At 73.7% G+C, this 24,725-nt stretch carries 26 protein-coding genes; 15 read left to right on the top strand and 11 right to left on the bottom strand.

Translation table 11 applies throughout. From position 1 onward, the window contains the following. The first annotated feature begins 13 nt into the window (after nt 1-13). The gene (locus PD653B2_RS15975) at nt 14-2,149 is read left to right on the top strand and encodes an alpha-galactosidase (RefSeq protein ID WP_085873385.1); all 2,136 of its coding nucleotides are present in this window, start codon (nt 14-16) and stop codon (nt 2,147-2,149) included. Between the two features lie 3 nt (nt 2,150-2,152). On the opposite strand, the gene PD653B2_RS15980 is transcribed toward PD653B2_RS15975, so the two are convergent. Next, nucleotides 2,153-3,124 carry an alpha/beta hydrolase gene (locus PD653B2_RS15980; RefSeq protein WP_165763501.1) on the bottom strand — a complete coding sequence of 324 codons (972 nt, stop codon included), beginning with the start codon at nt 3,122-3,124 and terminating at the stop codon, nt 2,153-2,155. A gap of 96 nt (nt 3,125-3,220) precedes the next feature. On the opposite strand from PD653B2_RS15980, the gene PD653B2_RS15985 reads away from it, so the two are divergent. Both PD653B2_RS15985 and PD653B2_RS25070 read left to right on the top strand, forming a co-directional pair. Beyond that, on the top strand, nt 3,221-4,177 hold the full coding sequence (locus PD653B2_RS15985; protein ID WP_085873457.1) for an acyl-ACP desaturase: 957 nt from the start codon (nt 3,221-3,223) through the stop codon (nt 4,175-4,177). Nucleotides 4,178-4,214: 37 nt separating this feature from the next. Further along, nucleotides 4,215-4,355 (top strand): hypothetical protein, encoded by a 141-nt coding sequence (locus tag PD653B2_RS25070; protein WP_165763502.1) that lies wholly within the window; start codon nt 4,215-4,217, stop codon nt 4,353-4,355. A 1-nt stretch (nt 4,356) separates the two neighbouring features. Here PD653B2_RS25070 and PD653B2_RS15990 read toward each other — a convergent pair whose 3' ends face one another. The 4 genes from PD653B2_RS15990 to PD653B2_RS16005 all read right to left on the bottom strand — a co-directional run bounded on the left by PD653B2_RS15990 (nt 4,357) and on the right by PD653B2_RS16005 (nt 7,472). Further along, on the bottom strand, nt 4,357-5,214 hold the full coding sequence (locus PD653B2_RS15990) for an MOSC domain-containing protein (protein WP_085873386.1): 858 nt from the start codon (nt 5,212-5,214) through the stop codon (nt 4,357-4,359). A 25-nt stretch (nt 5,215-5,239) separates the two neighbouring features. Further along, the gene (locus tag PD653B2_RS15995) at nt 5,240-5,968 is read right to left on the bottom strand and encodes a class I SAM-dependent methyltransferase (protein WP_207559457.1); all 729 of its coding nucleotides are present in this window, start codon (nt 5,966-5,968) and stop codon (nt 5,240-5,242) included. Between the two features lie 59 nt (nt 5,969-6,027). Beyond that, nucleotides 6,028-6,501 (bottom strand): DUF2231 domain-containing protein, encoded by a 474-nt coding sequence (locus PD653B2_RS16000; RefSeq protein ID WP_085873388.1) that lies wholly within the window; start codon nt 6,499-6,501, stop codon nt 6,028-6,030. 107 nt (nt 6,502-6,608) lie between these two features. Beyond that, complete coding sequence (locus tag PD653B2_RS16005) at nt 6,609-7,472, bottom strand: hypothetical protein (protein WP_242665306.1); 864 nt, start codon at nt 7,470-7,472, stop codon at nt 6,609-6,611. A gap of 145 nt (nt 7,473-7,617) precedes the next feature. Here PD653B2_RS16005 and PD653B2_RS16010 point away from each other — a divergent pair, with 145 nt between their 5' ends. Further along, on the top strand, nt 7,618-8,532 hold the full coding sequence (locus tag PD653B2_RS16010; protein WP_242665307.1) for an alkaline phosphatase family protein: 915 nt from the start codon (nt 7,618-7,620) through the stop codon (nt 8,530-8,532). 21 nt (nt 8,533-8,553) lie between these two features. On the opposite strand, the gene PD653B2_RS16015 is transcribed toward PD653B2_RS16010, so the two are convergent. From PD653B2_RS16015 to PD653B2_RS16025, 3 genes are read right to left on the bottom strand one after another with little or no spacing between them, the layout of a single operon-like run. Next, entirely contained in the window at nt 8,554-9,825 is a 1,272-nt protein-coding gene (locus tag PD653B2_RS16015; RefSeq protein ID WP_133059045.1) for a sensor histidine kinase, read from the bottom strand. A gap of 41 nt (nt 9,826-9,866) precedes the next feature. Next, nucleotides 9,867-10,526, bottom strand: a complete 660-nt coding sequence (locus PD653B2_RS16020) for a response regulator transcription factor (RefSeq protein WP_085873391.1) — start codon at nt 10,524-10,526, stop codon at nt 9,867-9,869. Further along, nucleotides 10,523-11,653, bottom strand: coding sequence for a phosphatase PAP2 family protein (locus PD653B2_RS16025; protein WP_242665308.1), 1,131 nt, complete (start codon nt 11,651-11,653; stop codon nt 10,523-10,525). Before PD653B2_RS16025 ends, PD653B2_RS16020 begins: the two co-directional genes overlap by 4 nt. Nucleotides 11,654-11,747: 94 nt before the next feature. Here PD653B2_RS16025 and PD653B2_RS16030 point away from each other — a divergent pair, with 94 nt between their 5' ends. The 6 genes from PD653B2_RS16030 to PD653B2_RS16055 are packed head-to-tail and all read left to right on the top strand — an operon-like array spanning nt 11,748 to nt 18,467. Further along, nucleotides 11,748-12,806 (top strand): lysylphosphatidylglycerol synthase domain-containing protein, encoded by a 1,059-nt coding sequence (locus PD653B2_RS16030; RefSeq protein WP_165763503.1) that lies wholly within the window; start codon nt 11,748-11,750, stop codon nt 12,804-12,806. Continuing rightward, nucleotides 12,806-13,915: a glycosyltransferase family 4 protein gene (locus PD653B2_RS16035; RefSeq protein ID WP_133059044.1), complete on the top strand. Its 1,110-nt coding sequence runs from the start codon at nt 12,806-12,808 to the stop codon at nt 13,913-13,915. Before PD653B2_RS16030 ends, PD653B2_RS16035 begins: the two co-directional genes overlap by 1 nt. Then, nucleotides 13,912-14,754 carry a PIG-L deacetylase family protein gene (locus tag PD653B2_RS16040; protein ID WP_085873394.1) on the top strand — a complete coding sequence of 281 codons (843 nt, stop codon included), beginning with the start codon at nt 13,912-13,914 and terminating at the stop codon, nt 14,752-14,754. The genes PD653B2_RS16035 and PD653B2_RS16040 overlap by 4 nt, the downstream gene beginning before the upstream one ends. Beyond that, on the top strand, nt 14,720-16,249 hold the full coding sequence (locus PD653B2_RS16045) for a GtrA family protein (RefSeq protein WP_085873395.1): 1,530 nt from the start codon (nt 14,720-14,722) through the stop codon (nt 16,247-16,249). The genes PD653B2_RS16040 and PD653B2_RS16045 overlap by 35 nt, the downstream gene beginning before the upstream one ends. After that, nucleotides 16,246-16,944, top strand: coding sequence for a polysaccharide deacetylase family protein (locus tag PD653B2_RS16050; RefSeq protein ID WP_085873396.1), 699 nt, complete (start codon nt 16,246-16,248; stop codon nt 16,942-16,944). The genes PD653B2_RS16045 and PD653B2_RS16050 overlap by 4 nt, the downstream gene beginning before the upstream one ends. Next, the gene (locus PD653B2_RS16055; protein ID WP_085873397.1) at nt 16,941-18,467 is read left to right on the top strand and encodes a hypothetical protein; all 1,527 of its coding nucleotides are present in this window, start codon (nt 16,941-16,943) and stop codon (nt 18,465-18,467) included. The genes PD653B2_RS16050 and PD653B2_RS16055 overlap by 4 nt, the downstream gene beginning before the upstream one ends. On the opposite strand, the gene PD653B2_RS16060 is transcribed toward PD653B2_RS16055, so the two are convergent. Further along, on the bottom strand, nt 18,434-18,895 hold the full coding sequence (locus PD653B2_RS16060) for a hypothetical protein (RefSeq protein ID WP_085873398.1): 462 nt from the start codon (nt 18,893-18,895) through the stop codon (nt 18,434-18,436). The two genes, PD653B2_RS16055 and PD653B2_RS16060, sit on opposite strands and share 34 nt — an antisense overlap. A gap of 177 nt (nt 18,896-19,072) precedes the next feature. Between PD653B2_RS16060 and PD653B2_RS16065 the strand changes: the two genes are divergently transcribed. From PD653B2_RS16065 to PD653B2_RS16085, 5 genes are read left to right on the top strand one after another with little or no spacing between them, the layout of a single operon-like run. Further along, on the top strand, nt 19,073-19,327 hold the full coding sequence (locus PD653B2_RS16065) for a hypothetical protein (RefSeq protein WP_085873399.1): 255 nt from the start codon (nt 19,073-19,075) through the stop codon (nt 19,325-19,327). Beyond that, nucleotides 19,327-20,256 (top strand): FAD:protein FMN transferase, encoded by a 930-nt coding sequence (locus PD653B2_RS16070; protein WP_085873400.1) that lies wholly within the window; start codon nt 19,327-19,329, stop codon nt 20,254-20,256. The genes PD653B2_RS16065 and PD653B2_RS16070 overlap by 1 nt, the downstream gene beginning before the upstream one ends. Continuing rightward, complete coding sequence (locus PD653B2_RS16075; RefSeq protein WP_207559456.1) at nt 20,253-20,816, top strand: ferric reductase-like transmembrane domain-containing protein; 564 nt, start codon at nt 20,253-20,255, stop codon at nt 20,814-20,816. Before PD653B2_RS16070 ends, PD653B2_RS16075 begins: the two co-directional genes overlap by 4 nt. Then, nucleotides 20,816-21,898: an NADH-ubiquinone oxidoreductase-F iron-sulfur binding region domain-containing protein gene (locus PD653B2_RS16080; protein WP_242665311.1), complete on the top strand. Its 1,083-nt coding sequence runs from the start codon at nt 20,816-20,818 to the stop codon at nt 21,896-21,898. The genes PD653B2_RS16075 and PD653B2_RS16080 overlap by 1 nt, the downstream gene beginning before the upstream one ends. Beyond that, nucleotides 21,882-22,100 carry a ferredoxin gene (locus tag PD653B2_RS16085; RefSeq protein ID WP_085873401.1) on the top strand — a complete coding sequence of 73 codons (219 nt, stop codon included), beginning with the start codon at nt 21,882-21,884 and terminating at the stop codon, nt 22,098-22,100. The genes PD653B2_RS16080 and PD653B2_RS16085 overlap by 17 nt, the downstream gene beginning before the upstream one ends. Here PD653B2_RS16085 and PD653B2_RS16090 read toward each other — a convergent pair. Both PD653B2_RS16090 and mftF read right to left on the bottom strand, forming a co-directional pair. Beyond that, nucleotides 22,094-23,239, bottom strand: coding sequence for an NDMA-dependent alcohol dehydrogenase (locus PD653B2_RS16090; protein ID WP_085873462.1), 1,146 nt, complete (start codon nt 23,237-23,239; stop codon nt 22,094-22,096). The genes PD653B2_RS16085 and PD653B2_RS16090 overlap by 7 nt on opposite strands. 95 nt (nt 23,240-23,334) lie before the next feature. Continuing rightward, the gene (mftF, locus tag PD653B2_RS16095) at nt 23,335-24,723 is read right to left on the bottom strand and encodes a mycofactocin biosynthesis glycosyltransferase MftF (RefSeq protein ID WP_085873402.1); all 1,389 of its coding nucleotides are present in this window, start codon (nt 24,721-24,723) and stop codon (nt 23,335-23,337) included. Between the last annotated feature and the right edge of the window lie 2 nt (nt 24,724-24,725).

Raw genomic sequence — 24,725 nt, forward strand, 5'->3', positions numbered from 1 at the left:
GTAGACGTGGGCCATGGTCGACTCCCTGATCCACCTGCGCGCCCGCGGCACCAGCCTCGTCGTCGACTGCCGCGGCGAGCGACTGCCCCGGGTGCTGCACTGGGGCCGCGATCTCGGCGATCTCGGCGAGGCCGAGCTCACCGCGCTGGCCCACGGGCAGCTCCAGTCGCTGGCGACCAACGTCGTCGACGACCCGGTGCCGCTCAGCATCGTGCCGGAGGCGAGCGTCGGCTGGCCCGGCACGCCGGGGCTCCGCGCCCACCGGCAGGGCCGGGACTTCTCGACCTCCTTCGCGGTGCGGCGCGCCCAGCTCAGCGACGATGCCGGCGTCCAGCGGCTCACGGTGCTCGCGACCGACGACGCCGCCCGGGTCGACCTCGCCGTCGAGCTCGAGCTGCACCCCTCGGGGGTGGTGCGCCAGCGGGCCGTGGTGACGAACCCCGACCCGGAGGTCCTCGATGTCGAGGGGCTGGTGACCACGCTGCCGGTGCCATCGACGGCCCGCGAGCTGCTCGACCTGACGGGCCGGCACCTGCGCGAGCGCACCCCGCAACGACACGACTTCACGCACGGCACCCACCTGCGCGAGAACCGCCGCGGCCGCACCGGCGCGGACGCCAGCCTCCTCTACCTGGCCGGCGAGCCCGGATTCGGCTTCCGCAGCGGCCAGGTCTGGGGGGTCCACGTCGGCTGGAGCGGCAACCACCAGGTCTTCGGCGAGGCGATGCCCGAGGGCACCCGTCACCTCGGCGGCGGCGAGATCCTGCTCAGCGGCGAGGTCCGGCTGGACCGGGGCGAGAGCTACGCGTCGCCCTGGCTGTACGCCGCCCACGGCGACGGCATCGACGAGCTGTCGGCCCGGTTCCACTCCCACCTGCGGGCCCGCGCCCACCACCCCAGCAGGCCGCGGCCGGTCACGCTCAACACCTGGGAGGCGGTCTACTTCCAGCACGACCTGCCCCGCCTCCGCGAGCTCGCCGACCGAGCCGCCGCCGTGGGGATCGAGCGGTTCGTGCTCGACGACGGCTGGTTCCGGGGGCGCAACGACGACCGCGCGGGTCTCGGGGACTGGTACGTCGACCCGGCGAAGTGGCCGGACGGCCTGCACCCGCTGGTCGACCACGTCCGCGGGCTCGGCATGGAGTTCGGGCTCTGGGTCGAGCCCGAGATGGTCAACCCCGACTCCGACCTCGCCCGTGAGCACCCCGACTGGATCCTGCACGCCGGGGACCGGATGCCGCCGCTGGCGCGGCACCAGCAGGTCCTCGACCTGGGCAACCCCGCGGCGTACGCCCACATCCGCGAGCGCCTCGACAGCGTGCTCTCGGAGTACGACATCGCCTACCTCAAGTGGGACCACAACCGCGACCTCGTCGACCCGGGCAACGCCCATCACCGCGCCGGCGTGCACGAGCAGACGCTGGCGACGTACCGCCTGATGGACGACCTGCGCGCCGCCCATCCCGGCCTGGAGATCGAGTCCTGCTCCTCCGGCGGCGGCCGCGTCGACCTGGGCGTGCTGGAGCACACCGACCGGGTGTGGGCGAGCGACTGCATCGACCCCCTCGAGCGTCAGCAGATCCAGCGCTGGACCGGCGTGCTGCTGCCGCCCGAGCTGATCGGCTCGCACGTCGGGTCGCCCACCTCGCACACGACCGGACGCACCCACCCGCTCGACTTCCGAGCCGGGACGGCGTTCTTCGGTCACCTCGGCGTCGAGTGGGACCTCGCGCAGGCGGGCGAGGCCGACCTGGCCCTGCTCGCCCGGTGGATCGAGGCACACCGGTCGCTGCGCGAGCTGCTCCACACCGGCACCGTCGTGCGCGCCGACCACCCCGACCCGGCTGTGTGGGTGCACGGCGTGGTCGCGGCCGACGGCAGCCAGGCCGTGCACGCGGTCGTGCAGCTCGCGACGAGCGTGCAGTCGCCGCCCGGGCCGGTGCGGCTCCCGGGCCTGCTGCCCGACGCGTCGTACGACGTGCGCCCCCTGCCGCCCGGCGACCGGACCCCCGGACCGAGCCTGTCCCCGCTCCCCTGGTGGGCGGGCGGGCTCACCCTGTCGGGCCGGACCCTCGCCGAGGTCGGCGTGCAGGCGCCGCTGCTCTACCCCGAGCGGATGGTCCTGCTCCGGTCACGCCGACGCCACTGAGGCTCAGAGCAGCGCGGCCCGTTGGGACGCCACGATCGCGTGCATCGCCGGCCGGGCGCCCTTGCTGAAGTAGGGGAAGCTCACGAAGCCGTGCGGCATCACGTGGAAGTCCTCCACGGTCACGTCGTTGCCGGCGTCGGCGAGCGCCTGGGCGTACTGCACCCCGATGTCGTGGAGCGGGTCGAGGCCCGCGACGACCACGACCGCCGGCGGCAGCCCGGACAGGTCGGGGGCGTGCAACGGCGACAGCCGCCAGTCGAACGGGTCGACGTCCTCGGTCACGTAGTGCTGGTAGAAGACGTCCAGGTCGGCGTTGGAGAGCACGATGCCGCGGGTGTTGGCCTGGTAGGACGCGGTGTCGCGGATCTGCTCGGTGAAGTCGACGGCCGGGTAGATCAGGGCCTGGTGGCCGATCGCGGGACCGCCGTCGTCGCGGGCCGCGATCGCGACGACCGCGGCGAGGTTGCCACCCGCGCTGTCGCCCATCACGCCGACCCGGCCGGGATCGCCCCCGAGCTCAGCGGCATGCTCCACGGCCCAGACCAGGCCGCCGTAGCTGTCCTCGACCGCCGCGGGGAACCGGTGCGTGGGCGCGAGCCGGTAGTCGACGGAGACCACGACCGCGTCGAGATCCTTGGCGACGACGCTGCAGCTCCAGTCGCACTGACGGGCGCTGCCCAGGGCGAAGCCGCCGCCGTGGAAGTTGACGACGAGGGGCCGGGGGGTGCGCGACCAGGACTCCGGGGTGTAGATCCGCAGCGGGACCTCGCCGTGCGGGGCGGCGTACGACGTGGTCCGCACCCCGACGCCCTTCTGCAGGCGACCGAGGACGAGCGCGGCGGGGCCGGTGTCGGGAATGACCGTCGCCTGGACCTTCGCGAGCTGCTCGGCGCTCATCCGCGCGATCGAGAAGCCCGGGCTGGCCCTGAACATCGTGTCGAGAGCGCGGACACCGGGCAGGAGCTTGGCGGTCATGGATCCCCTTTCCGCCGCGATTCTAGGCGGTGAGCCGGGCGGGCCCGGGTGCCGGTAGCCTCGGTCCCGGAGGCCAGCGCGACCGAGGGAGCGACGATGACCAGCACGCCGACCAACCTGCTCGAGGACCTCGAGCCCGTCGTGGCCGAGAACCTCGACCGCCATCTCTCGCTCGCCCAGGAATGGCACCCCCACGACTACATCCCGTGGAGCAAGGGCCGCGACTTCGCCTTCCTCGGCGGCGAGGACTGGGCACCCGAGCAGTCGGAGCTGTCCGAGACGGCGAAGGCCGCGATGTTCACGAACCTGCTCACCGAGGACAACCTGCCGTCCTACCACCGCGAGATCGCGACCCGCTTCGGCCGTGACGGCGCCTGGGGCACGTGGGTGGGCCGCTGGACGGCGGAGGAGAACCGGCACGGCATCGCGCTGCGCGACTACCTCGTCGTCACCCGCGGGGTCGACCCGGTCGAGCTCGAGCGGGCCCGGATGGACTACATGACCTCGGGCTACGACTCCGGCGACAAGACCGCGCTCGAGGCGGTCACCTACGTGTCCTTCCAGGAGCTCGCGACCCGGGTGTCGCACCGCAACACCGGCAAGGTCACCGGCGACCCGATCGCCGACAAGCTGCTCGCCCGGATCTCCAAGGACGAGAACCTGCACATGGTCTTCTACCGCAACATCGTGTCGGCGGCGCTGGACATCGCGCCGGACGCGACGATGCGCGCGATCGCCGACGAGGTGATCGGGTTCGAGATGCCGGGCGCCACGATGGCGGGCTTCCGGCGCAACTCCATGATCATCGCCAAGGCGGGCATCTACGACCTGCGGCTCCACCACGACGACGTGATCATGCCCGTGCTGCGGCACTGGGACGTCCTCGACCGCACCGACTTCGGGCCCGAGGGCGAGCAGGCGCGCGAGGAGCTGGCGGCGTTCCTGGAGGCACTCGACGCCCAGGCCACGAAGTTCGTCGACCGGCGCGAGGAGAACCGGGCCCGGGTCGCCGCGCGCGACGACGGGGTGCGCCAGGACATCGTCGCGTCCTGAACCGAATGGAGCGTGCGCGGACGGGTACCGCCGGACCATGAGGATCATGCGCACCGCGGCCTACATCGGCATCGCCAAGAAGCTGTACGACGAGGCCCGCAAGCCCGAGAACCAGCGCCGGATCAAGAGCGCCGTGACGACCGTCCGGGAGCGCCGCGCCCGCCGCAACGCGGCCTGAGTCAGGCGGCCGGTCGGACCGGTCCGCCGCCGGGCGGCACGGACTCGAGCACCTCGACCTCGTCGCCGACCCGGATCGTGACGCCGGCGGTGTCCGGCACCAGGTTGATCCCGAACCAGGTCTTGCCGTCCCACCGCCGGACCCGGGCCAGCGCGGCGATCGGCTCCTTGCCGCGCAGCGCGGTGTCCGGGTCGATCGTGGTCATCACGCAGCGGGCGCAGCCCTTGACCGCGCGGAAGGTCGCGTCGCCGACGCGGACCCGCCGCCAGTCGTCCTCGGCCCACGCCTCGCCACCGGCGACGACGAGGTTGGGCCGGAAGCGCGTCATCGGCAACGGCTCGTGGGCGCCCTGCGAGGTCTCGACGACGACGTCGTTGAGCGCGGCCAGGGACTCCTCCGTCGCCAGCAGCATCGGGTAGCCGTCGGCGAAGGACACCCGGTCGCCGGGCTCGCCGAACCCGGGGCTGGTCGGACGCCGGGTCGGGTCGTCGAGGTGGACGAGACGCGCCGTACGCCCCATCGCCTTGCTGAACCACACGTCGGCCTCCGCACCGGCCGGCGCCGCGGTGAGGTGCGACGACCACAGGTGGACAGGCGTCTGCGTCTCCGGGTCCGGCGTCGCCACGGTGAGCGCCGGCAGGTCCGGTGCCGTCACGGCCAGACCCCCGGGGATGATCGTCGGATCGATCAGCACCATCCGGTTGACCTCGCGGGCGGTGATGACCGCCCCGTCCTCGTCGACCAGCATCCACCGGCGGTCACCGGCCAGTCCCCAGGGCTCGACGAGCAGCTCCGGCACGGACTCCCCTCGGCAGGACTTGACCGGGAAGCGGTGGATCGAGGTCAGGGTCGGCGCCACCGGGTCAGGATAGGCGTGCGCCCGCTCATCGAGGCACTCGCGCGATGAACACGTGCTCGAGCCCCGGGCGGTCGGGCGCGTCGCGGACGTCGACCACCTCGTAGCCCGCCTCGACCAGCGACCGCTCGACCTCGTCGCGCTCGCGGAACCGGAGCGTCGACTCCGAGGTCAGCACCGCCCCGTCCGCCTCGAAGACGTAGGTCCACCGGAAGGTCACCAGCGGCTCGGCGACGGCGACGAGCTCGCACCACGCGTCCACCACCCCGACGCCCTCGAACTCCCCCCGGGAGCGGGTCGCCTCGGGGACCCACGCCTCCCAGGCCCGCCGCCCCGGCACGCGGGTCTCGAACACGAGGTGTCCGTCGGGGCGCAGAGCCGCCCGGACGCCGGCCAGCGTCGCGCGCCACTCGTCCTCGGTGACGAAGACCTGCGCGACGTTGCCGGTCATCGTGGCGAGGTCGACCCGGACCGGCGGCAACGTCGTCGCGTCGCCGTGGACCCAGCGGACCCGGTCGGCACCGGGCTTCGTCCGGGCGATGTCGAGCGATGCGCCCGCCGGGTCGACCCCGACCACGTCGATCCCCCGCGCGGCGAGCAGCGTGGCGAACGTCCCGGTCCCGCACCCGACGTCCAGCACGCTGCGGGCACCGAGCTCGTCGACGACCGCGTCGTACGCCGCGAGATCACTGCGGTCGGGGTCGCCCGGGTCGTAGATCTGCGCGAGCCGCGGGTCGTCGAAGATCGGGTCGGGCACGACCATGACGCTACTGGTCACGGGCCGGGCTGCAGCCGGGTTTCCTCGCGGTGGGGTCCTCAATCACCCGGGCTGGACGTGCTGCCGTCACCCCACGCCGCGCGAGCCCCCGAGTCGCCGACCCGGTAGACCTGGACCACCGACGCCAGGCCGATGACGACGGCGAGGACCGCCACGATGCTCAGGACCATCGGCCGCCCGGTCTCCTCCGAGCGCCCGTGGCGTCGCTCGAGCCAGACGAGGGCCGCCGACGTGATCAGCAGGGCCAGGGCGAACCAGACGAGGGTGTCGCCGAGCTCGGCGTGCTCGCCGGGGTTCCCGACCCGCTTCTCGAGATCCTCGCCGCTGGAGGTGGCGATGGGACACAGCACGGTGGCCACGAGGGCGGCGGCGACCACGAGCGGACCGGACGGACCCCGCCAGCTCGGCCGGACGGCGATGGCGATCGTGCCGAGGGTGGCGAGCGGGAGCAGCACCACGATCGCGTGGACGACGAGGGGGTGGACGGGAATGCCGTTGATCGAGTCGAACATTCATGCTCCTTCAGGCGGTGACGGCGGGTGTCGAGCATGGGTCGTCGGACCTGCTACGAACCTGACTGCCCAGGTCCCCGGCGCATCGACCGGGGCCGACCGGGAGGTCAGGCAGCCCAGGTCTCCGGGTCGGTCTCCGAGTCGGTCTCGTGGCGGCGCCCGCGACGGTCCTGGATGGTGAACCAGGCGACCGCACCGATGATGACGACGAGGAAGACCGCGCTGGTGCCGTTGGTCCCGAGTCCGAGACCGCCGTCCCCGGGGGCCGCGGTGAGCAGGTCGCCGAGCGACGCACCGAAGGGCCGGGTCAGGACGTAGGCGGTCCAGAAGGCGAGGACCGCGTTCAGGCCGCCCTTCCAGAAGGCGAGCGAGACCAGCCCGATCAGGGCGCCGAAGATCACCAGGGCGGTGAGGTAGCCGAGCCCGAGCTCTTCGGACACCAGGTCGCCGGCACTGGTCCCGAGGGCGAAGGTGAACAGGATGGCGAGCCAGTAGAACGCCTCGCGGCGACTCGTCACGATCGTGTGGATCGAGAGAGTGCGCTCCGAGCGGTACCACGCGGCGAAGGTCGCGGCCAGGCAGGCCCCGAAGACGATGGTGGTCGTCCAGAGACTCACCCCGAGGTTGTCGACGAGGTTGTCGGAGATCAACGTGCCGACGACGCTGATCAGGACGACCGCGAGCCAGTAGGCGACGGGCACGTAGCGACGGGTCCGGAACTGGACGACCAGCACCACCGCGAGCAGCGCGGCCATGATGAGCGAGGTGACCGTCAGACCGAGACCGACGTTGTCGGCGAGGAAGTCCGCGGCGGTCTCACCCACGGTGGTGGACAGGATCTTGACGACCCAGAACAACAGCACGACCTCGGGGACCTTGTTGAGCATCGCTCGTCGCCGAGGAAGCCCGGTGTCGTCGTGGTGGGCGGTGGCTGCGGGCCGGACGCGCGGCCCGCTGTTCGAATGACTCATGGGCCCGATGGTGGGCGGCCGAACCTGCTAGCTGCCTGACCGGGACGGGCATCGCTCGAACACCACGCGTGGACCGGTCCAGGATGGGAGCACGCCGTCCTGTCCGAGGGACAGGTCGTCACCTGTCCCGCCCCGAGGAGCTCCCGTGTTCGCTCGCCGTACGACCATCAGGCTCGTGCTCACCGTGCTGGTGCTGACGGCCTGTCAGGCCCCGACTCCGGTCGAACCGCGGGCCGCCGGCACCACCGCCATCCGCCCGGCCCACGCCGCGCGGGTGACCAAGCTCCTGGTCTTCGTGGTGGAGAACCACTCGCGGGACGAGATGCGGCGACAGATGCCGCACACCTTCGCGCTCGCTCGCCAGTACGGCTTCGCGACGCGCTACCGGGCCGTCACCCACCCGTCGTTGCCCAACTACCTGGCCATCGCGGGCGGCAGCACCTTCGGTGTCACCGACGACGCGTCCCCGGCGAGCCACGAGATCCACGGACACTCGGTGTTCGGGCAGGCGATCGGTGCCGGCAAGACCGCGGGGGTGTACGCCGAGGGGATGCCCCGGCGCTGCTCGCCGGCTTCCGGTGGCGACCGCTACGCGGTCAAGCACAACCCGTGGGCGTACTTCGCCGACGAGCGCAGGTCGTGTCGCCGGCACGACGTCGGCCTGGCTCGGCTCGCCGACGACGTCGCGGCGGGCCACCTGCCGAACGCCGGGCTCGTGGTGCCCGACCTCTGCCACGACGCCCACGACGCGGACTGCGACCTGGCCGATGCCGACGCCTGGCTGCGCGACCAGGTGGGCGCCGTCCTCGACGGGCCCGACTTCGCCTCGGGCCACCTGGCGGTCGTGATCACGGCGGACGAGGACGACCGCTCCCAACGCAACCTGGTCCTCACGATCGTCCTCCACCCGAGCCAGCACCGGCACATCGTCCGCAGCCCGCTCACGCACTACAGCCTGGCCCGGCTCTACGAGCAGGTCCTCCGGGTCCGCCTCCTGCGGCGGGCCGCCACGGCGCCCGACATGGCGAGGGCCTTCGGTCTGCCACTCCCCCGTCGATGACGTCGCCGGCCCGGCCCCGGGTCAGCCCTGCGGCAGCCGGATCACGAACCTCGTCGTGGGCGCACCGGTCTCCACCGTCACGTCGCCGCCCACGGTCCGGGCGATCCGCCGCGCGATGGCGAGGCCGAGACCCGAGCCGATGCCGGTCGCCGATGTCGTGCCGGGGGCGAAGATCGCCTCGGACTGGCTCGCGTCGAGGCCGGGCCCGTCGTCGTCGACGAGGATCTCGACCGACCCCGCGTCGCGCACCCGGCTGGTGATCGTCACCTGGCCGGCGGCGAACCGGACGGCGTTCTCGACCACCGGACTGATCGCGCGGACCGCGAGGGCGTCGGGCAGGTCGAGGCGCGCCTCGGCCGTGTCGACGCTCAGCACGACGTCGCCGGCGTCGATGGCACTGGTGACGTCCGCGATGACCTTGCTCAGCGAGCTGCGGGACGCCGCCAGCACCGTGGCCTCGTTGCGCGCCAGGTCGAGCAGCGCCGTGATCGTGACGGCCATCCGCTGGCTCGCGGCCGAGATCTCCTCGACGTCCTGGGCGGCCTCCGGCGGCAGCACGTCCCGCAGGAGCACCAGGTCCGCCATGCCCTGGATCGTGGTGAGGGGGGTGCGCAGCTCGTGCGCCAGCTCCGACGTCAGCCGCTGCTCGGACCGGATCGCCGACGACACCTTGTCCAGGAGCTGGTCGAGCGTCGCGGCGAGGGCGGTGATCTCGTTGTCCGGCGGGCCCAGACCGAAGCGCCGCGCCAGGTCGTGCTCGCTCCACTCCGTGGCGGTCGCCGCCATCTCGGCCACCGGCCGCAGCGCCCGGTGGGTCGTCCAGGCCGCGATCGCGGCGGCGGCCAGGGTCGCGAGGATCCCCGTCACCAGGCTTACGATCAGGGCCAGGTGCTCGGCCTCCTCGTAGGGCTCCAGCCGCTCGGCGACGATCACGACACCCGACGCGCCGTCACCCGTGGTGAACGGTCGCGCCTGGACCCGAGCGTGGTCACCCGCGTTGCGCACCGTGGTCGTGCCGGTCGTGCTGAGCTCCTGGTAGATCCCCTCCAGGCCGTCCGGGACGCTGCCGGCCACGAGCATCCCCTGGTCGTCGTACACGGCGACGCCGGCATCCAGCCGAGAGGCCGGGACGTCGACCTCGCCCGTCGGCCCGGCGGCGGCAGAGCTGACCACGGCGTCCGCACGGTCCTCGAGGACCCGGTCCAGGTCGTTCGTGGTGACGTGGGCGAGCACGAGCTGGACGACGAGCGTGAGGAGCAGCATCGCGAAGGCGGTCACGCTGGCCGTCAGCACGACGATCTGCTGACGGAAGGAGCGCGGGAGTCGGGGCCGTCTCACCGGATGCGGAACCCGACCCCGCGCACGGTCTCGATCGAGACCGGCGAGTCGATCGACTCCAGCTTGGTCCGGATCCGGCGCATGAACGAGTCCACGGTGTTCTCGGCCACGACGGCTCCTTCCGGCCAGCCTGCGGCGACCACGCTACGCCGGCGCACGACCTCGTCGGGGCGCGACGTGATCGCGGCCAGCATCCGGAACTCCGTCGGCGTCAGCAGGGCCTCTCCCGTCGACGTGCGGACGGCGTGCCGGGCCGGGTCGAGGTCGAGGCCCGATGTCGTCGCGAGCGGCGGCCGGCCGCGCCGGCCGAGCGCCTCGAGGCGGGCGATGAGCTCCTTGAGCTCGAACGGTTTCGCGACGTAGTCGTCACCACCGGCACCGAAACCGGCCAGCCGGTCGTGCACGGCGCCGAGTGCCGTCAGGAAGAGGACCGGGGCGTTCTGCCCGGCGGAGCGCAGCGCCTGGCACACGTCGCGTCCGTCGGAGTCGGGCAGGCCGATGTCGATGACCAGGACGTCGACCCCGCTGTCCGTCCCGAACCGTCGCAGCGCCTCACCGCCGTCGTGGGCCATGACGGTCTCGTGCCCGGCGAACCGCAGCGCCTCCGCCAGCAGCCGGCGGATCGCGGGGTCGTCCTCACAGACACCGATGATCATGGACCCTCCTCCGCGGGCTCCGAGGATCGCGCCGGCCCGGGGGAGGTGCCGGCGCGACCTGCATCATGCTCACGCGTCCGGCCTGCCATCAACCTGACCGTCGAGCCCGGGTAGATCGTGAGCAGGCCCAGGAGCACCGCGACCAGACCGATCGCCAGGCCGGCGATGTCGTCCACGACGAAGTGCCAGCCGAGGTAGACCGTCGCGACCACGGTGAGCGCGAGGTACGCCGCCAGCACCGCGGCGGCCGTCCGGCGCCGGTAGTAGGCCAGCATCAGGACGATCACGGTGGTGACGCCGACGTGCAGGCTCGCGAACGCCGACACCTGGGCGAAGGCGTCGTGCGCGGCCGGGTCGGCGAGCAGGTGCGCGCGCTGGGCGAGGTACGTCGCCTGGGTGTCGGTCACGATCGTGCGCGGCAGGCCCGCGAAGTCCTGCGGCACGTCGTCGAACGGCCCGAGGGACGGCACCAGGTAGTAGCTCCCCACTCCGAGGATCCACACCCAGATCATCGACGCGAGGAACACGTAGCCGTCACGGAGCCGGTCGCCCAGGACGACGGCGGCGACGAACGAGACGGACACCAGGGTCGGGAACGACTCGTACACGAGCATCAGCACGTACGCGCTCACGTGCTCGCCCAGCAGCGAGTGCAGCAGCACCGCGGGCGAGTGGCCCAGGAACAGCGCCCGGTCGACCCGGGTGAGCAGGTCGTCGCGCGGTGCGTTCAAGACGTCCCAGCTCTTCAGGTTGTGGTAGCTGAAGTAGACGAGGTGGTAGGCCAGCAGCCCACCGGCGGCCAGGGCGAGGCGACGCCCCGGCCAGCGGCGTCGCAGCGTCGTCAGGACGTCGTGGCTGCGGCGCCGGCCGCGCGGCGTCCGCCGTACGGCGTCGAGCAGTGCCAGGACGACGAAGATCCCCACGGTGATGGCCACCCGGCTGCGAAGGACCTCCCCACCGGGGTCGCGCACCGGGATCCCCACGGTCACGGAGCGCCAGCCGGTGACGACCGCGAACGCCGCCACGACGAGCCAGACCCGGATCACCCAGCCAGGACCGGGCTCGACGTCGGCCGAGCCGTCGTCGCCGACCGGGGAGCCGGCGATGAAGGGGACCGATTCGAACACGCCGTGAGGATCGCGCCCACAACCTGCACTCTTCCTGAACGAACCGGCGCGGACGGTCAGGTCGTTGGCAGGCAACGCCTCCGACTCTGGCTGCGTGAGCGCAATCCTGACGCACCCGAGGCAGCCGGCCGTCACGCTGGCGGCCGGAAGCCGCTGGATCCTCGGCTCGTGCGTCGGACTGGCGCTGCTGCTGGTCGCCCTGCCCGCTGCGGCCGGGGTGCCGTGGGCCGAGGTCTGGTCCGTGGTCGCCGGAGTCCCCGCCGCCGACCTCGCCGCGCTGGTCGCCCTGTGGGCGGTGGGGCTCCTGACCCACACGGTGACCCTCACCGCGGCGCTCCCGCGCCTCAGCCACCGCCGGGCCCTCACGATGAGCCTGACCGGCAGCGCGGTGGCGAACGTGCTGCCGATGGGCGGCGCGGCGGGCATCGCGGTCAACTACCGGATGGCCCGGCACTGGGGTTTCACCGGCGCCCAGTTCGCGACGTACACCGTGGTGACCAACGCGTGGGACGTCCTCGCGAAGCTCGCCCTCCCGCTGGTCGCCGTGCCGACCCTGGCGCTCGTCGCCGATGCGGCCGTCGGCCCCTTCCTCGGCCCGTCCCTGGTCGTCGCGGCAGGACTGGCGCTCGCGGCGGGTCTGGCCGGGGTGGTGCTCGCCCGACCCGCAGCCGCAGACCTCGTCGGCGGCGCCGCCGAACGGGTGCTGGCAGGCGCACTGCGGATCGTCGGCTCGACGAGGCACGTCGGCGTCCGAGCTTCCCTCGTCGCCCTGCAGAGCAGCTGCAGCGACGTGGTCCGCACGCGGTGGGTACGCCTCAGCATCGGCATGCTGCTCTACACCGCCCTGCTCTTCGCCCTCCTGTGGGCGTGCCTCACCGTGACCGACACCGGGCTGGCTCCGGCCGCGGTGCTGGCCGGGTTCGCGGTCGAGCGTCTGCTGACCCTGGCGGGGATCACCCCGGGCGGTGCCGGGGTGGTCGAGGTCGGGCTGGCCGGCGCCCTGCTCGCGCTGGGCGGGAGCCCCGCGGGTGTCGTGGCGGGGGTGGTGCTCTACCGGGCGCTGACCTTCGGGCTGGAGATCCCGGTCGGCGGCCTCGGCCTGGCCGCGTGGGTCTGGGCCCGACGCGGGGACGCCCGGGCGGCGGTGGCGTGATGCGCATCCTCCACGTGAGCGACTGCTACTGGCCGCGACTCGGTGGCATCGAGATGCACCTGCGCGACCTGGTGGTGCACCAGCGTGCTGCCGGGCACGACGCCCGCGTGGTCACGACCAGTCCTCCTCCGCCCGACGGGACGCCCGACGACCCCTGGGTGCACCGGGTCGGCGCCCGGACCGGACTGGCCGGGATCCTCGACGAGGCCCACCCCGACGTGGTGCACGTGCACGTGTCGATGTTCTCGCCCTTCGCCACCGCGGCCGCCTGGCGGACGTCGTCGCTCGGTCTGCCCACGGCCGTGACGGTGCACTCGATGTGGTCGCGGCTCGGACCGCTGCCCGCAACGGCGTGCTCCCTGCTGCGCCTGCGCTCCTGGTCGATCACCTGGTCCGCTGTCAGCGAGCGCGCCGCCGAGCCGCTGCGCGTCATGCTCGGGCCCGACATCCCGGTCCGGGTCCTGCCCAACGCGGTCGAGCCGGCCCGGTGGCGCGAGGGGGGTGGTCCCGACCTGGCGCCCGACGTCCCGACCGTCATCAGCGTCATGCGCCTGACGCACACGAAGCGGACGCTCCCCCTGGCCAGGATCCTGCGCGACGTACGACGACGAGTCCCCGGCGATCAGCCGCTCCGCGCACTCGTCGTCGGGGACGGGCCGCAGCGACCCGCGCTCGAGCGCTACCTCCGACGGCACCGGATGGACGCCTGGGTCGAGGTCGCGGGGCGCATGGACCGGTCCGCGGTACGCCGCGCGCTCAGCGGTGCCGCCGTCTACCTCGCGCCCGCCGAGCTCGAGTCCTTCGGGATCGCCGCCCTCGAGGCGCGCACGGTCGGCCTGCCCGTCGTGGCGAGCAGCCACAGCGGGGTCGGTGAGTTCGTCACGCACGGGACGGAGGGCCTGCTCGGCGCCTCGGACGACGCCCTCGCGACCCACGTCGCCCGGCTCGTGACCGATGGACCGCTGCGGGCCGCGATCACGCGTCACAACGTGGCCGTGCCCCCGCGACACGACTGGGCCGAGGCCTGCCGTCGGACCGAGGACCTCTACCTCGCCGCAGCGGCTGCGGCACCGGCCCATCCGGCCTTCACCCTGGCGGGCGCGTCATGACGGCCCGACCGGACGGCACCTTCACCGTGGTCTCCTTCCACGCCCACCCCGACGACGAGGCACTGTTGACCGGCGGCACCCTCGCAAGGGCGGCGGCGGACGGGCACCGGGTGGTGCTGGTCGTCGCCACCGCCGGCGAGGCCGGGCTTGCCCCGGCCGACCACCGGCCCACCCTCGGGCGGCGCCGGGCGCAGGAGCTCGACGCCTCGGCGCGAGCGATCGGGGCCGCGCGCGTCGAGCTCCTCGGGTACGCCGACTCGGGGTCGCGGGGCCCCCTCCCGGCGGGGTCCTTCGCGGCGGTCGACGTCGAGGTCGCCGCGACCCGGCTGGCGGCCATCCTCGACGAGGAGGGCGCCGACGCGCTCACGGTCTACGACCCGGCCGGGGGGTACGGACACCGTGACCACGTCCAGGTGCACCGCGTCGGCGTGCGCGCCGCCGAGCTCGCCGGCACTCCGCTCGTGCTCGAGGCGACCGTCGATCGCCGCCGGATCGAGCGCGTCGTCCGGGTCCTGCGACACCTGGCGCGGGTCATCCCGATGCCCGAGCTCCCCGAGACCGCTGGTGCCTTCACCGCGCGCGCCGACCTCACGCACCAGGTCGACGTACGCCGCCACCTCGACGCCAAGCGGTCCGCGCTCGCCGCCCACCACAGCCAGACCGGCGGCGGTCCGCGGACGTTGGCCCTCCTGCTGCGGCTGCCGCGCCCCCTCGCCCGCGCCGCCCTCGGCCGGGAGTGGTTCCGCGAGGTGGGGAGGACGCCCGACGGTCCGCTGCAGGACGACATCTTCGCGACGCTGCGCGATGCCCGGGTCTCGGGAGCCCGTCGTGCTGCCTGAGCGGCGCCGCGAGGTGCTCACGTTCCTGGCGGTCGGCGGGGCCGGGTACGTCGTCGACGTGCTCGCGTTCAACGGGCTGCGCGTGCAGCCGGGCCTCGCGGGTCTCGACCCGACGGTCTCGAAGGTGCTCGCGGTGGCCGCAGCCATGGTCGTCACCTACCTGGGCAACCGGATGCTGACCTGGCGCGACCAGGCGCCCCGTGCCGAGCGCCACCGGGAGATCTCGCTGTTCGTGCTGTTCAACCTGGTCGGACTCGGCATCTCGGTGGCTCTCCTCGCCCTCACCCACGACCTGCTCGGACTGACCAGCAGGCTGGCGGACAACCTGTCCGCGAACGTCGTCGGCCTCGCTCTCGGCACGGCATTCCGCTACTGGTCCTACCGCCGCTACGTCTTCGTGCCGTCCGGGCTGCCGGTCCGGCCGGCGACCGTGCACGTGATCTCCGGCAGCTACGGCGCGGGCCACGATGCGGCTGCACACGAGATCGAGCTGCGCCTGATCGCCGCCGGGCACGTCGTCCGCCGCTGGGACGTCGTCGGCCTGTTCCCCGCGGGCATCGGACGACTCCTGCGGTGGGGGTACTTCGTGCAGCTGCGGCTCAGCCCCGGCTCCTGGGGGCTGCTGCTCCATCGCCTCCAGCCCGGCCGACTCGCCCACCGGGTCGCGGTGCGCTTCCTCGCGCTGCCGGGCCGGAGGATCCGCGGGATCGCCGCCGAGGGTGGGGTGCTCTTCATCTCGACCCATCCGTTCGCGAGCCATGCGCTCGGCCGGCTGCGCAGCACCGGCCGGCTCGACGTCCCGGTGGTCACCTACCTCACCGACGCGTCGGTCCACCCCCTGTGGGTCAACCCGGGCGTGGACCTCCACCTCGCCCTGCACGACGTCGCGGCCGGTCAGGCCCGGGCTCTCGGGGGTACGACCACGGTGGTCGAGCCGCTGGTCCCCCGAGCCTGTCGGGAGCCGGTCGCTCGGTCGGTGTGGGACCTGCGGGCGCACCTGGGTCTGCCCGTCGAGGACGACCTCGTCCTGGTCGTCGGGGGGTCGCACGGCGTGGGCGACCTCGAAGCGGCCGCGGTCGACATCGCGGCGACCGGTCTGGCGCGACCGGTCGTCGCCTGCGGCCACAACGACGCCCTGCGGCGGCGTCTCGAGCTGCGCCCCGGCATCATCGCGCTCGGCTGGCGCGACGACATGACCGACCTCATTCGCGCGAGCAGCTGCGTCGTGCAGAACGCCGGCGGCTTCACCAGCCTCGAGGCGATGGCCGCCGGGGTCCCGGTCATCAGCTACCGCTGCCTCCCGGGCCACGGCACCACGAACGCGGCCGCCCTGGAGGAGTCGGGGCTGGTGCCGTGGGCCCGCGACGTCGTCGGGCTCGGCCACGCCCTCGCGCGGGCCGTGTCGAGACCGCGGCAGTCCCCCGGCCCGCCTGCGGTCGAGTCGCTGTCCCTCCTCGACGCACTGCCGCTCCGGTCGCCGGTGGCCGTCGGATGAACGACGCCCTCGACGTCGTGTCGGCCGGGGTCGGCCCCCTCCGCCGGCGGGTCCGGCCGACGCTCGCCGGGATCAGCGGGCTCGCCCACGTCGCCCTCACCTTCGACGACGGCCCCGACCCGGCATCGACGCCGTCGTTCGTGGCGCTGCTCGAGAGGTGGGACTGCCGGGCGACGTTCTTCCTCCTCGGGCAGCACGTCGCCCCCCACGCCGGTCTGGTCCGCGACCTGGCGGACCGGGGCCACGAGCTCGCGGTGCACGGCTGGGACCACCGGTGCGTGCTGCGCTCGGGAGAAGCAGCGCTGGTCGACGACCTGCGCCGCACCGCCGCGACGATCGAGGACCTGACCGGAGGTCCGGTGACCTGGTACCGCCCGCCGTACGGCGTCCTCGGCACCCACGCGCTCCGCGCCGCGAGGAGGGCCGGGCTGCGCACGGTCCTCTGGTCCGCCTGGGGGCGAGACTGGGAGCGGCGGGCCACGCCGGCGCGCATCGTGACCAGCGTCGACCGCACCCTGCGCCCGGGCGGGGTCGTCCTGCTGCACGACACGGACCGGACCTCGGCGCCCGGCTCATGGCAGCGGACGCTCCCGGCGACCGAGATCCTGTTGTCGAGGTGGAGCGAGGCCGGCCTCCGCGTCGGGCCGCTGAGCGACCACGGTCTCGCCGACGACGTCCGGACCCGGTCGCGATGAGCTCCGCGGTCGTCACCCGACCGGCACCCTCGCCGCCGCCTGCCCGGGTCCCGGCAGCGCGATGGCGCGGCGTCGCCGTCGTCGCGCTCGCGGCGGCCCTGCTCTGGCTCCCGAACCTCCTGCGGCCGCTGTCGTCCGACGAGGGCGGGTTCCTGCTCGTGGCCTCGCAGTGGTCGCCGGGCACCTCGCTCTACGGCAACTACTGGGTGGATCGTCCCCCGCTCCTCATCGGCCTGTTCCAGCTGGCCGACGAGGGCGGGGGACGGACCGGCCTCCGTCTCCTCGGCCTGCTCGCGGTCGTCGTCTCGGTGCTCCTCGCCGGGCGGATCGGCCGCCTCGCCGCACCGCACACGTCCGCGGCACCGGTGCTCGTGGCCGCCACATCGGCCGTGTTCGTCACCGCTCCGCTGTTCGGCGCGAGCGAGGTCGACGGCGAGCTGTTGGCGGTCCCGTGGGTGCTGGGCGGCATGCTGTGCGTCCTGGAGGCCCTGGGGTCCGCCCCACGCCGCCGGAAGCGGCTGCGGTGGGCGGCCGCCGGCGCCGCAGCGATGGCTGCGGCCTTGGTCAAGCAGAGCATGGTCGAGGTGCTCGTGCTGGCAGCGGTCGTCATCGCGTGGCTGGTCGTGCGGCGCCGCTACGCCGATGCCGGCGAGGCCGCGGCAGCCTTCTCACTGGGCGCCGTCGCGCTGCTCGGCACCGTCCTCGTCTGGGCAGCGGTCCACGGCACCGACCCGGCCGGCCTGTGGGACGCGGTGGTCGTGTTCCGTGCCGAGGCCGCCGCGACCATCTCCCACGAGTCGAGCCCGGCCACCTCCCACCGAGCCGCCGGACTGGTCGCCTCGTTCCTCGCGAGCGGAGCGCTGGTGGTGCCGGCGGTCGCCTTCCTGCCCGGCGTACGGCGACGGGGAGTCCTCGGCGCGCGCGACCGCGCACTGCCCGACGTCCGCCTGCTCGCCGGCGCCGTCCTCGCGTGGGAGCTCGTCGGGGTCGCCCTCGGCGGCAGCTACTGGCTCCACTACCTGATCGGCACCGTGCCGGGTCTCGTCCTGGTGGCGGCGGCTCTCGCAGCGCACCGGCCCGCGCGGACCCGCTGGGTCGTCGCCGCCCTGACGTACGGCACGGCGGTCAGCCTCGTCGCCACCGCCGGCCTCGCGGTGCACGACCGCGACGTGCCGCCCGATGCAGCGGTCGCGGCCTACCTCGTGGCCCACGAACACCCCGGTGACACCGGTGTCGTGGGCTTCGGCAACCCGGCGATCCTCGAGAACGCCCACCTGACCAGTCCCTATCCGGAGCTCTGGAGCCTTCCCGTCCGGGTGCGCGACCCGCACCTGGCCGAGCTCACCCGGATCCTGGAGAGCAGCGACCGCCCGTCGTGGGTGGTCGTCGACGGCACCTCGCTCGCCACGTGGGGCGTGGACGCCACCGCGGCCGACCCCGTGCTGGAGCGTGAGTACCAGTGGGTCGACACCGAGGGTGACCTCCGGATCTACCGACGGCGCATGCCCCCGGGCGCGGGCTGACCCAGGCAACCCGCGGAGACGGCGAGGCAGCCGAGCGCCACCAGGATCCCGGTCGTCCACGGATGGCCGATCCCGCTCCCGACCTCGCCTGCGACCCAGCCGAGCAGGAGCAGGCCACCCGTCCAGGCGGCGGCGCCCACGACCGAGGCGGCCGCGAAGTCGATCGTGCTGTGGGCCCGGCGCAGGAGACCGAGGGGATCGCGCCCCGACGGGCGCCCGGCGACACGCGCGACCTGGTCCCCCGCCGCGGCGGCGGTCACCAGCCAGCACCACGCCGCGACGAGCGGAAGCCCTCCCGACCAGGTCGTGAGCATGCCGACCACGACCGGGCCCACGGCCACGGGCACCCGGGTGCGTCCCAGTGCTCGCTCCGCGAACACCAGGCTCATCACGACCAGGAGGGCCGACTGCTCCCAGGGCTGGACCACGCCGGGACGCTAGACACCCGCACCTGCCACACGCCTGACCGTCGCGCAGTCAGGTGGACGGCAGGTGCGGCGCGCCACCCTGAGGACGTCAGCAGGTGGTCATGAGAACCATCGGTTCCGCACAGGGAACGGACAGGAACCCCGACCAGGCTGGCACCCTTGACAAAGGGACCAGACATGACGAACTCACGCCCCACCGCACTGAGCCGGGCCAAGATGCTCACCGCGACCGTCCTCGTGGCCGCCACGGTCGCCACCGGAGCCGTCGCCGTCGAGCTCGCGACGTCCGCGTCGACCTCCGCCGTCGGCACGTCGACGTCCGGCTCCGGCCACTCCTCGTCGAGCTCGTCCGGCGGCTTCCGCAAGGCGCAGCCCGTGCAGGGGAGCACCAGCGGGAGCAGCAACACCACCACGACCACCCGGGGGTCGTGATGGCCGCCACGGTCGACACGGTCCGGCCGGCGTCGGAGACCTTCGAGGCCATCGGCAGCGTCCACCGGATCGCGGCGACCCAGCACGACCGCCTGCCTGCGGCCGTCGCCGTCGCCCGTCGCCACCTCGCCGACCTCGACCGGGCGGTCTCGCGCTTCCGCCCCGACTCCGAGGTCTCCGCGCTGGCCCGGCTGGCCGAGCACGGCCGGGCGTCCGTGCCCGCGTCCCCGGTCTTCGTGTCCTCCCTGCGCGCCGCGCTCCGGGTCGCCCGGCTGACCGACGGACTGGTCGACCCGACCGTGGGGCGCGCGGTCGCCGCGTCGGGGTACGACGCCGACCTCGCGGTCGTCCGACTGCGGTCCGGTGCCGGTGACCCGGACCAGACCGACGTGGTGCCGGGCTGGACCCGGGTGTCCGTGAGCGACGACGGCTGGGTGGGAGTGCCTCCGCGCACGCTGCTCGACCTCGGCGCCTCCGCCAAGGCCCACGCCGCCGACACCATCGCCGCGCTCCTCGCCCGGGACCTCCCCGGAGGCTTCCTGGTCGACCTCGGCGGTGACATCGCGACGTCCGGCGCGGTGCCGCCCGACGGCTGGCGGATCGGCGTCGAGCTGGCGGACGGCAGCGTGGCGCAGGTCGTCGTGGGCCGGGGACAGGGGTTCGCCACCTCCTCGACCCAGCTGCGGACCTGGCAGGTCGGCGGCCGCGTCCGCCACCACCTCATCGACCCGCGCACCGGCCGCACCGCCCTGACCCCGTGGGCCCAGGTCACCTGCTCAGGCGCGTCGGCGCTGGAGGCCAACGCCGCCTCGACCGCGGCCGTCCTGCTCGGCTCGGACGCGCCCGCCTGGCTCACCGGCCACGGCATCGCGGCCCGGCTCGACGCCGTCGACGGGACCGTCGTACGCACTCCTGGCTGGCCCTCGTGAACGAGCTGCTGTGGTACTTCTCGCGGGCCACCGGCGTCATCAGCATGGTCCTGCTCACCACCACCCTGGTGCTCGGCATGACCCTGTCCGGCCGGCGGAGCGCCCGGCCCGCCACGAGCACCGTGGTCGCGGGCCTGCACCGCTGGCTGGGCCTGGGCATGGTCGTCTTCGTCGTCGGCCACGTCACGACCGCGATCGTCGAGACCTACGTGTCGATCGGCCCGCTGTCCGCGCTCGTGCCCTTCACCGCCGGCTACCAGCCGCTCTGGGTCGGGCTCGGCACCATCGCCTTCGACATCCTGCTCGCGGTCGCCGTCACCTCCGCGCTCCGCCACCGGATCTCCGAGCGGGTGTGGCGCGGCGTCCACCTCGCGTCGTACCTGCTGTGGCCGACCGCGCTCGTCCACGGCTTCCTGCTCGGCACCTCCGACCAGCCGCTGCTGCGACTGGTGACGGTGGCCTGCGGCGTCGTCGGCATGCTCGCGGTCTCCTGGCGGATCCAGGCCACCCACCACGACCGGGAGCACCGTCGCTCGGTCACCGCGCAGGGGTGGTCGTGATGGACCTCGCCGACCTGCTCGAGTCCGCGGGCCTGACCGGCCGGGGCGGTGCGGCGTTCAGCACCGCGACCAAGCTGCGCGCCGCCCGGGAGCACCGGGCCGACCTCGTCGTCAACGCCTGCGACGGCGAGCTGGGTGCGACCAAGGACGCCTGGGTGGTCGCCCACCACCTCGACGACCTGGTGACCGGCGCCGGGCTGGTCGCGGCCCGCAGCCGCCGGCCGGTCCGCTACGCCGCCCACCGCGGCAGCGCCACCCTCGCGACCCTGCGCGCCCGGGGGCTCGAGGTCCTCGAGGTGCCGGCCCGCTACGTCTCGTCGGAGGAGTCGGCCCTGGTCTCGCTCGCCGGCGGGGGCCTGGCCCGTCCTCTCACCAAGCAGGTCCCGGTCGTCATGGGCGGCCGGGACAGCCGGGGCCGCTCGACGCGCCCGACCCTCGTCCTCAACGCGGAGACGGTCTGGCGGGTGGCCCAGATCGCGTGGTACGGCGCACCGTGGTTCCGGTCGTTCGGCACCCCCGCCGAGCCCGGGCCGCGCCTGGTGACCGTCCACGGGTACGTCGCCCGCCCGGGCGTCGTCGAGACCGCGGCCGGAGCCGCCATGACGTCGATCGTCGACGCCGTGGGCGGGCTGGCCCCCGAGGTGGAGTCGGCGCTGGTCGGCGGGCTCGCCGGCGTCTTCCTCACCGCCGACGAGCTCCGCTCCGCGACCTGGAGCACGGCCTCGCTCTCGGCCTTCGGCGGCGGGGTCGGCTCCGGCGTCGTCGAGGTCCTCGACCCGCGGCCGTGCCCGCTCGACCGGCTGGTCGCGATGCTGCGCTACGCCGCGGGCGAGTCCGCCGGCCAGTGCGGCCCGTGCATGTTCGGGCTCCCGGCCGTCGCCGACGACGTGGCCCGGCTGGTCGCCCACCCGGACCGCGCGACGTACGACCGGCTCCGTGGCCGGCTCGGCCTGCTGCCCGGGCGTGGTGCGTGCCGGTTCCCCGACGGCGTCTCACGCTTCACCGGCTCCGCGCTGCGGGTCTACGCCGGCCACCTGGAAGAGCACCTCACGGGAAGGGCCCTCCATGCCAGCCTCGCGTGAGCAGGCCACCCGCGTGGCCGTCGACCGGGTCGCCTGCACCGGTCACGGGGTCTGTGCCGCCCTGCTGCCCCGCCAGATCACGCTGGACGAGTGGGGCTACCCGATCGTCGCGGCCGCGGACGACCCCGCCGTCGACGTCGAGGCCGCGGTGCGCCTGTGTCCGGCTCGGGCGCTGCGCCCGAGCCGGGCACCGCGTCAGTAGACGATGACGCCGCGGATGTTCTTGCCGTCGCGCATGTCCTGGTAGCCCTGGTTGATCTGGTCCAGGGTGTACTCCTGGGTCACCATCTCGTCGAGCTTGAGCTTGCCGTCCATGTAGAGGTTGAGCAGCCGCGGGATGTCGTAGCGCGGGTTGGCGTTGCCGAAGATGCAGCCCACCAGCTCCTTGCGCTGCATCGACATGTCGAAGAGGTTGAGCTTCACGTCGTCGGCCATCATGTTCGAGACCGAGGTGACCACGCCGCGACCGGCCTTCTTGATCAGCGACATCATCGGGGCGATGTGCGTGCCCTCGGCCAGGCCGAGCGCGAGGATCGCCTTGTCGGCCATCGCGCCGTACGTGATCTCGGAGATGAGCGGCTGGGCGTCCGCCATCGACGCGGCCACGTGGGTCGCGCCGAGGGTGAGCGCCTTCTCGCGCTTCCACTCGACCGGGTCGATGGCGACGACGAACCGGGCGCCGGCCATCGCCGCGCCCTGCACCGCGCTCATGCCGATGCCACCGAGGCCGACGACGGCCACGGTCTCGCCGGACTGCACGTCGGCGGCGTACGTCGCCGAGCCCCAGCCGGTCGTCACACCGCAGCCCACGAGCGCGGCCTTCTCGAGCGGGATGTGCTTCTCGATCTTCACCGCGCTGTCGACGTTCACCACCGTGTACGGCGAGAAGGTGCCGAGCCCGACCATGATGCCGAGGTCGCGCCCGTCCTTGGCGTGGTGACGGTAGCTGAAGTCGCTGAGCTGCATGCCGCTGAGCAGGAACGCGCCGAGGTCGCAGAGGTGCTGCTTGCCGGTCGAGCACGACGGGCACTTGCCGCACGACGGGATGAAGCTGAAGACGACGTGGTCGCCCACCTCGAAGCCGACGGTGTCGGGGCCGACCTCCTCGACGACGCCGGCGCCCTCGTGGCCGCCGATCAGCGGGAACTGCTTGAGCCCGAAGGCCTCGGCCAGCTCCGGGTCGAGGACCATGTCACCGGTGACCATGTGCTCGTCGGAGTGGCAGAGGCCGGACGCGGCGAGCTTGACCAGGATCTCGCCCCTCTTGGGCGGGTCCAGCTCGATGTCCTCGACGCTCCAGTCGGTGTGCGGCTCCCAGAGGATGGCGGCGCGTGTCTGCATGATCACTCCCGGTGAGAAATAGAACGTGTTCCTGTCGAGCAAGTTAGCGCCGTCACCCCCGATCCGTCAGCACCTGGGGGAAACATTCCGGGCAGCTACCTGCGCGTGAGACGCGGGGCGAGCGCGCGGGCGGACCGCGCGCGTGCCGCACCCGCCCAGAGGCCGGCGCCGTAGGCCAGGTCGTCGAGGCGTCGCGAGACGAAGAACGCCAGCCGCGGCACCCCCGCCGGCCGCGGAGTGAGCACGGCGTCCACGACGGCCGCCACCCCCAGCGCGCGGCGCGCCCGGGACGAGAACGGCACGGCCACGGCGGTCAGCGGCCACCAGTGCCGGAGCACCAGTGCGGCGGTCTGGGAGACCACGGCCGACATCCCCTTCCCCGCCAGGACGGCGGCCTCCTGCGTGCGTCGTTCGGTCAGCGGGAGCGACCTCCTGACCCGGAGCGTCGTGACGACGACGCAACCGGCCGCCACGGGCACCGACCAGCGCCGCTGGGCCAGCAGCGCGAGCACCGCGACGGCGTAGGCCGGCGACATCACCGTGGGCGCGATCAGGTTGCCGTGCCGCTCGGCGAGCAGCGCACCGCCCGTGCCGTAGAACGCCTTGCGGCCCATCCAGCCGGCCAGCGTGCCGCGGCTGTCGTGGCGCACCTCGAAGTCGGCGTCGTAGCGCACCCGCCGCCCACCCTCGACGAGCCGCCACACGAAGTCGACGTCCTCCGCCACCCGCATGCGGTCGTCGAAGCCGGCCCCCGCAGCGTCGACCCGGACCACCAGGCACGCGCTCGGCAGCCAGGAGACCCGGGAGCCGGGCCGGACGAGCGCCTGCTCGTCACCGAGGTCGAGCGACATCGACAGCTCGTCGTACCGCTCGAACCACCGCACCCGGTCGGAGCGGGCGACCCCGCGCACCCGGGGCGCGACGGCGGCGACCGACGGGTCGGCGAAGTGGGCACAGAGCCCGGTGATCGTGGCCGCCGTGGCCTCCACGTCGCTGTCGACGAAGGCGACGTACGGCGTCGTCACCGTGCGGAGCCCGGCGTTGCGGGCGCCGGCCGGACCGACGTTCTCCGCGAGAGCGAGCAGCCGGGCGCCGTGCCGTGCCGCCACCGCGGCGACGGGACCGGGGTCGAGGGACGCGTCGTCGACCACCACACAGTCCAGGTCCGGTCGCAGCTGGGCGAGGAGGCGGTCGAGCTGCTCGGCGCGGTCGCGCACCGGGACCACGACCGTGACGTCGTCGGCGCTGACCGGGGTGGCCCCGAGCACGGGCGTGGCGAGGTTGCCCTCGAGCAGCCGGTCGGCCAGCGCCCGCGAGGCGGCGTCGACCACCGCGACGCGGCCGTCGCGCACCAGCGCGGCACCCGCGTCGCTGAGCCGGGCGACCCGGACCGGCGAGCCTCCGATGAGCACCCGCCCGCCGTCGGCGAGCCGGACGTCGTCCCGGATCCGGACCTCGTAACCGTCCGGCAGCCCGGGGCTCATCG

Origin of the sequence: Nocardioides sp. PD653-B2 (assembly GCF_002117935.1) — a bacterium.
In the GTDB taxonomy this organism is placed as follows: Bacteria; Actinomycetota; Actinomycetes; order Propionibacteriales; family Nocardioidaceae; genus Nocardioides.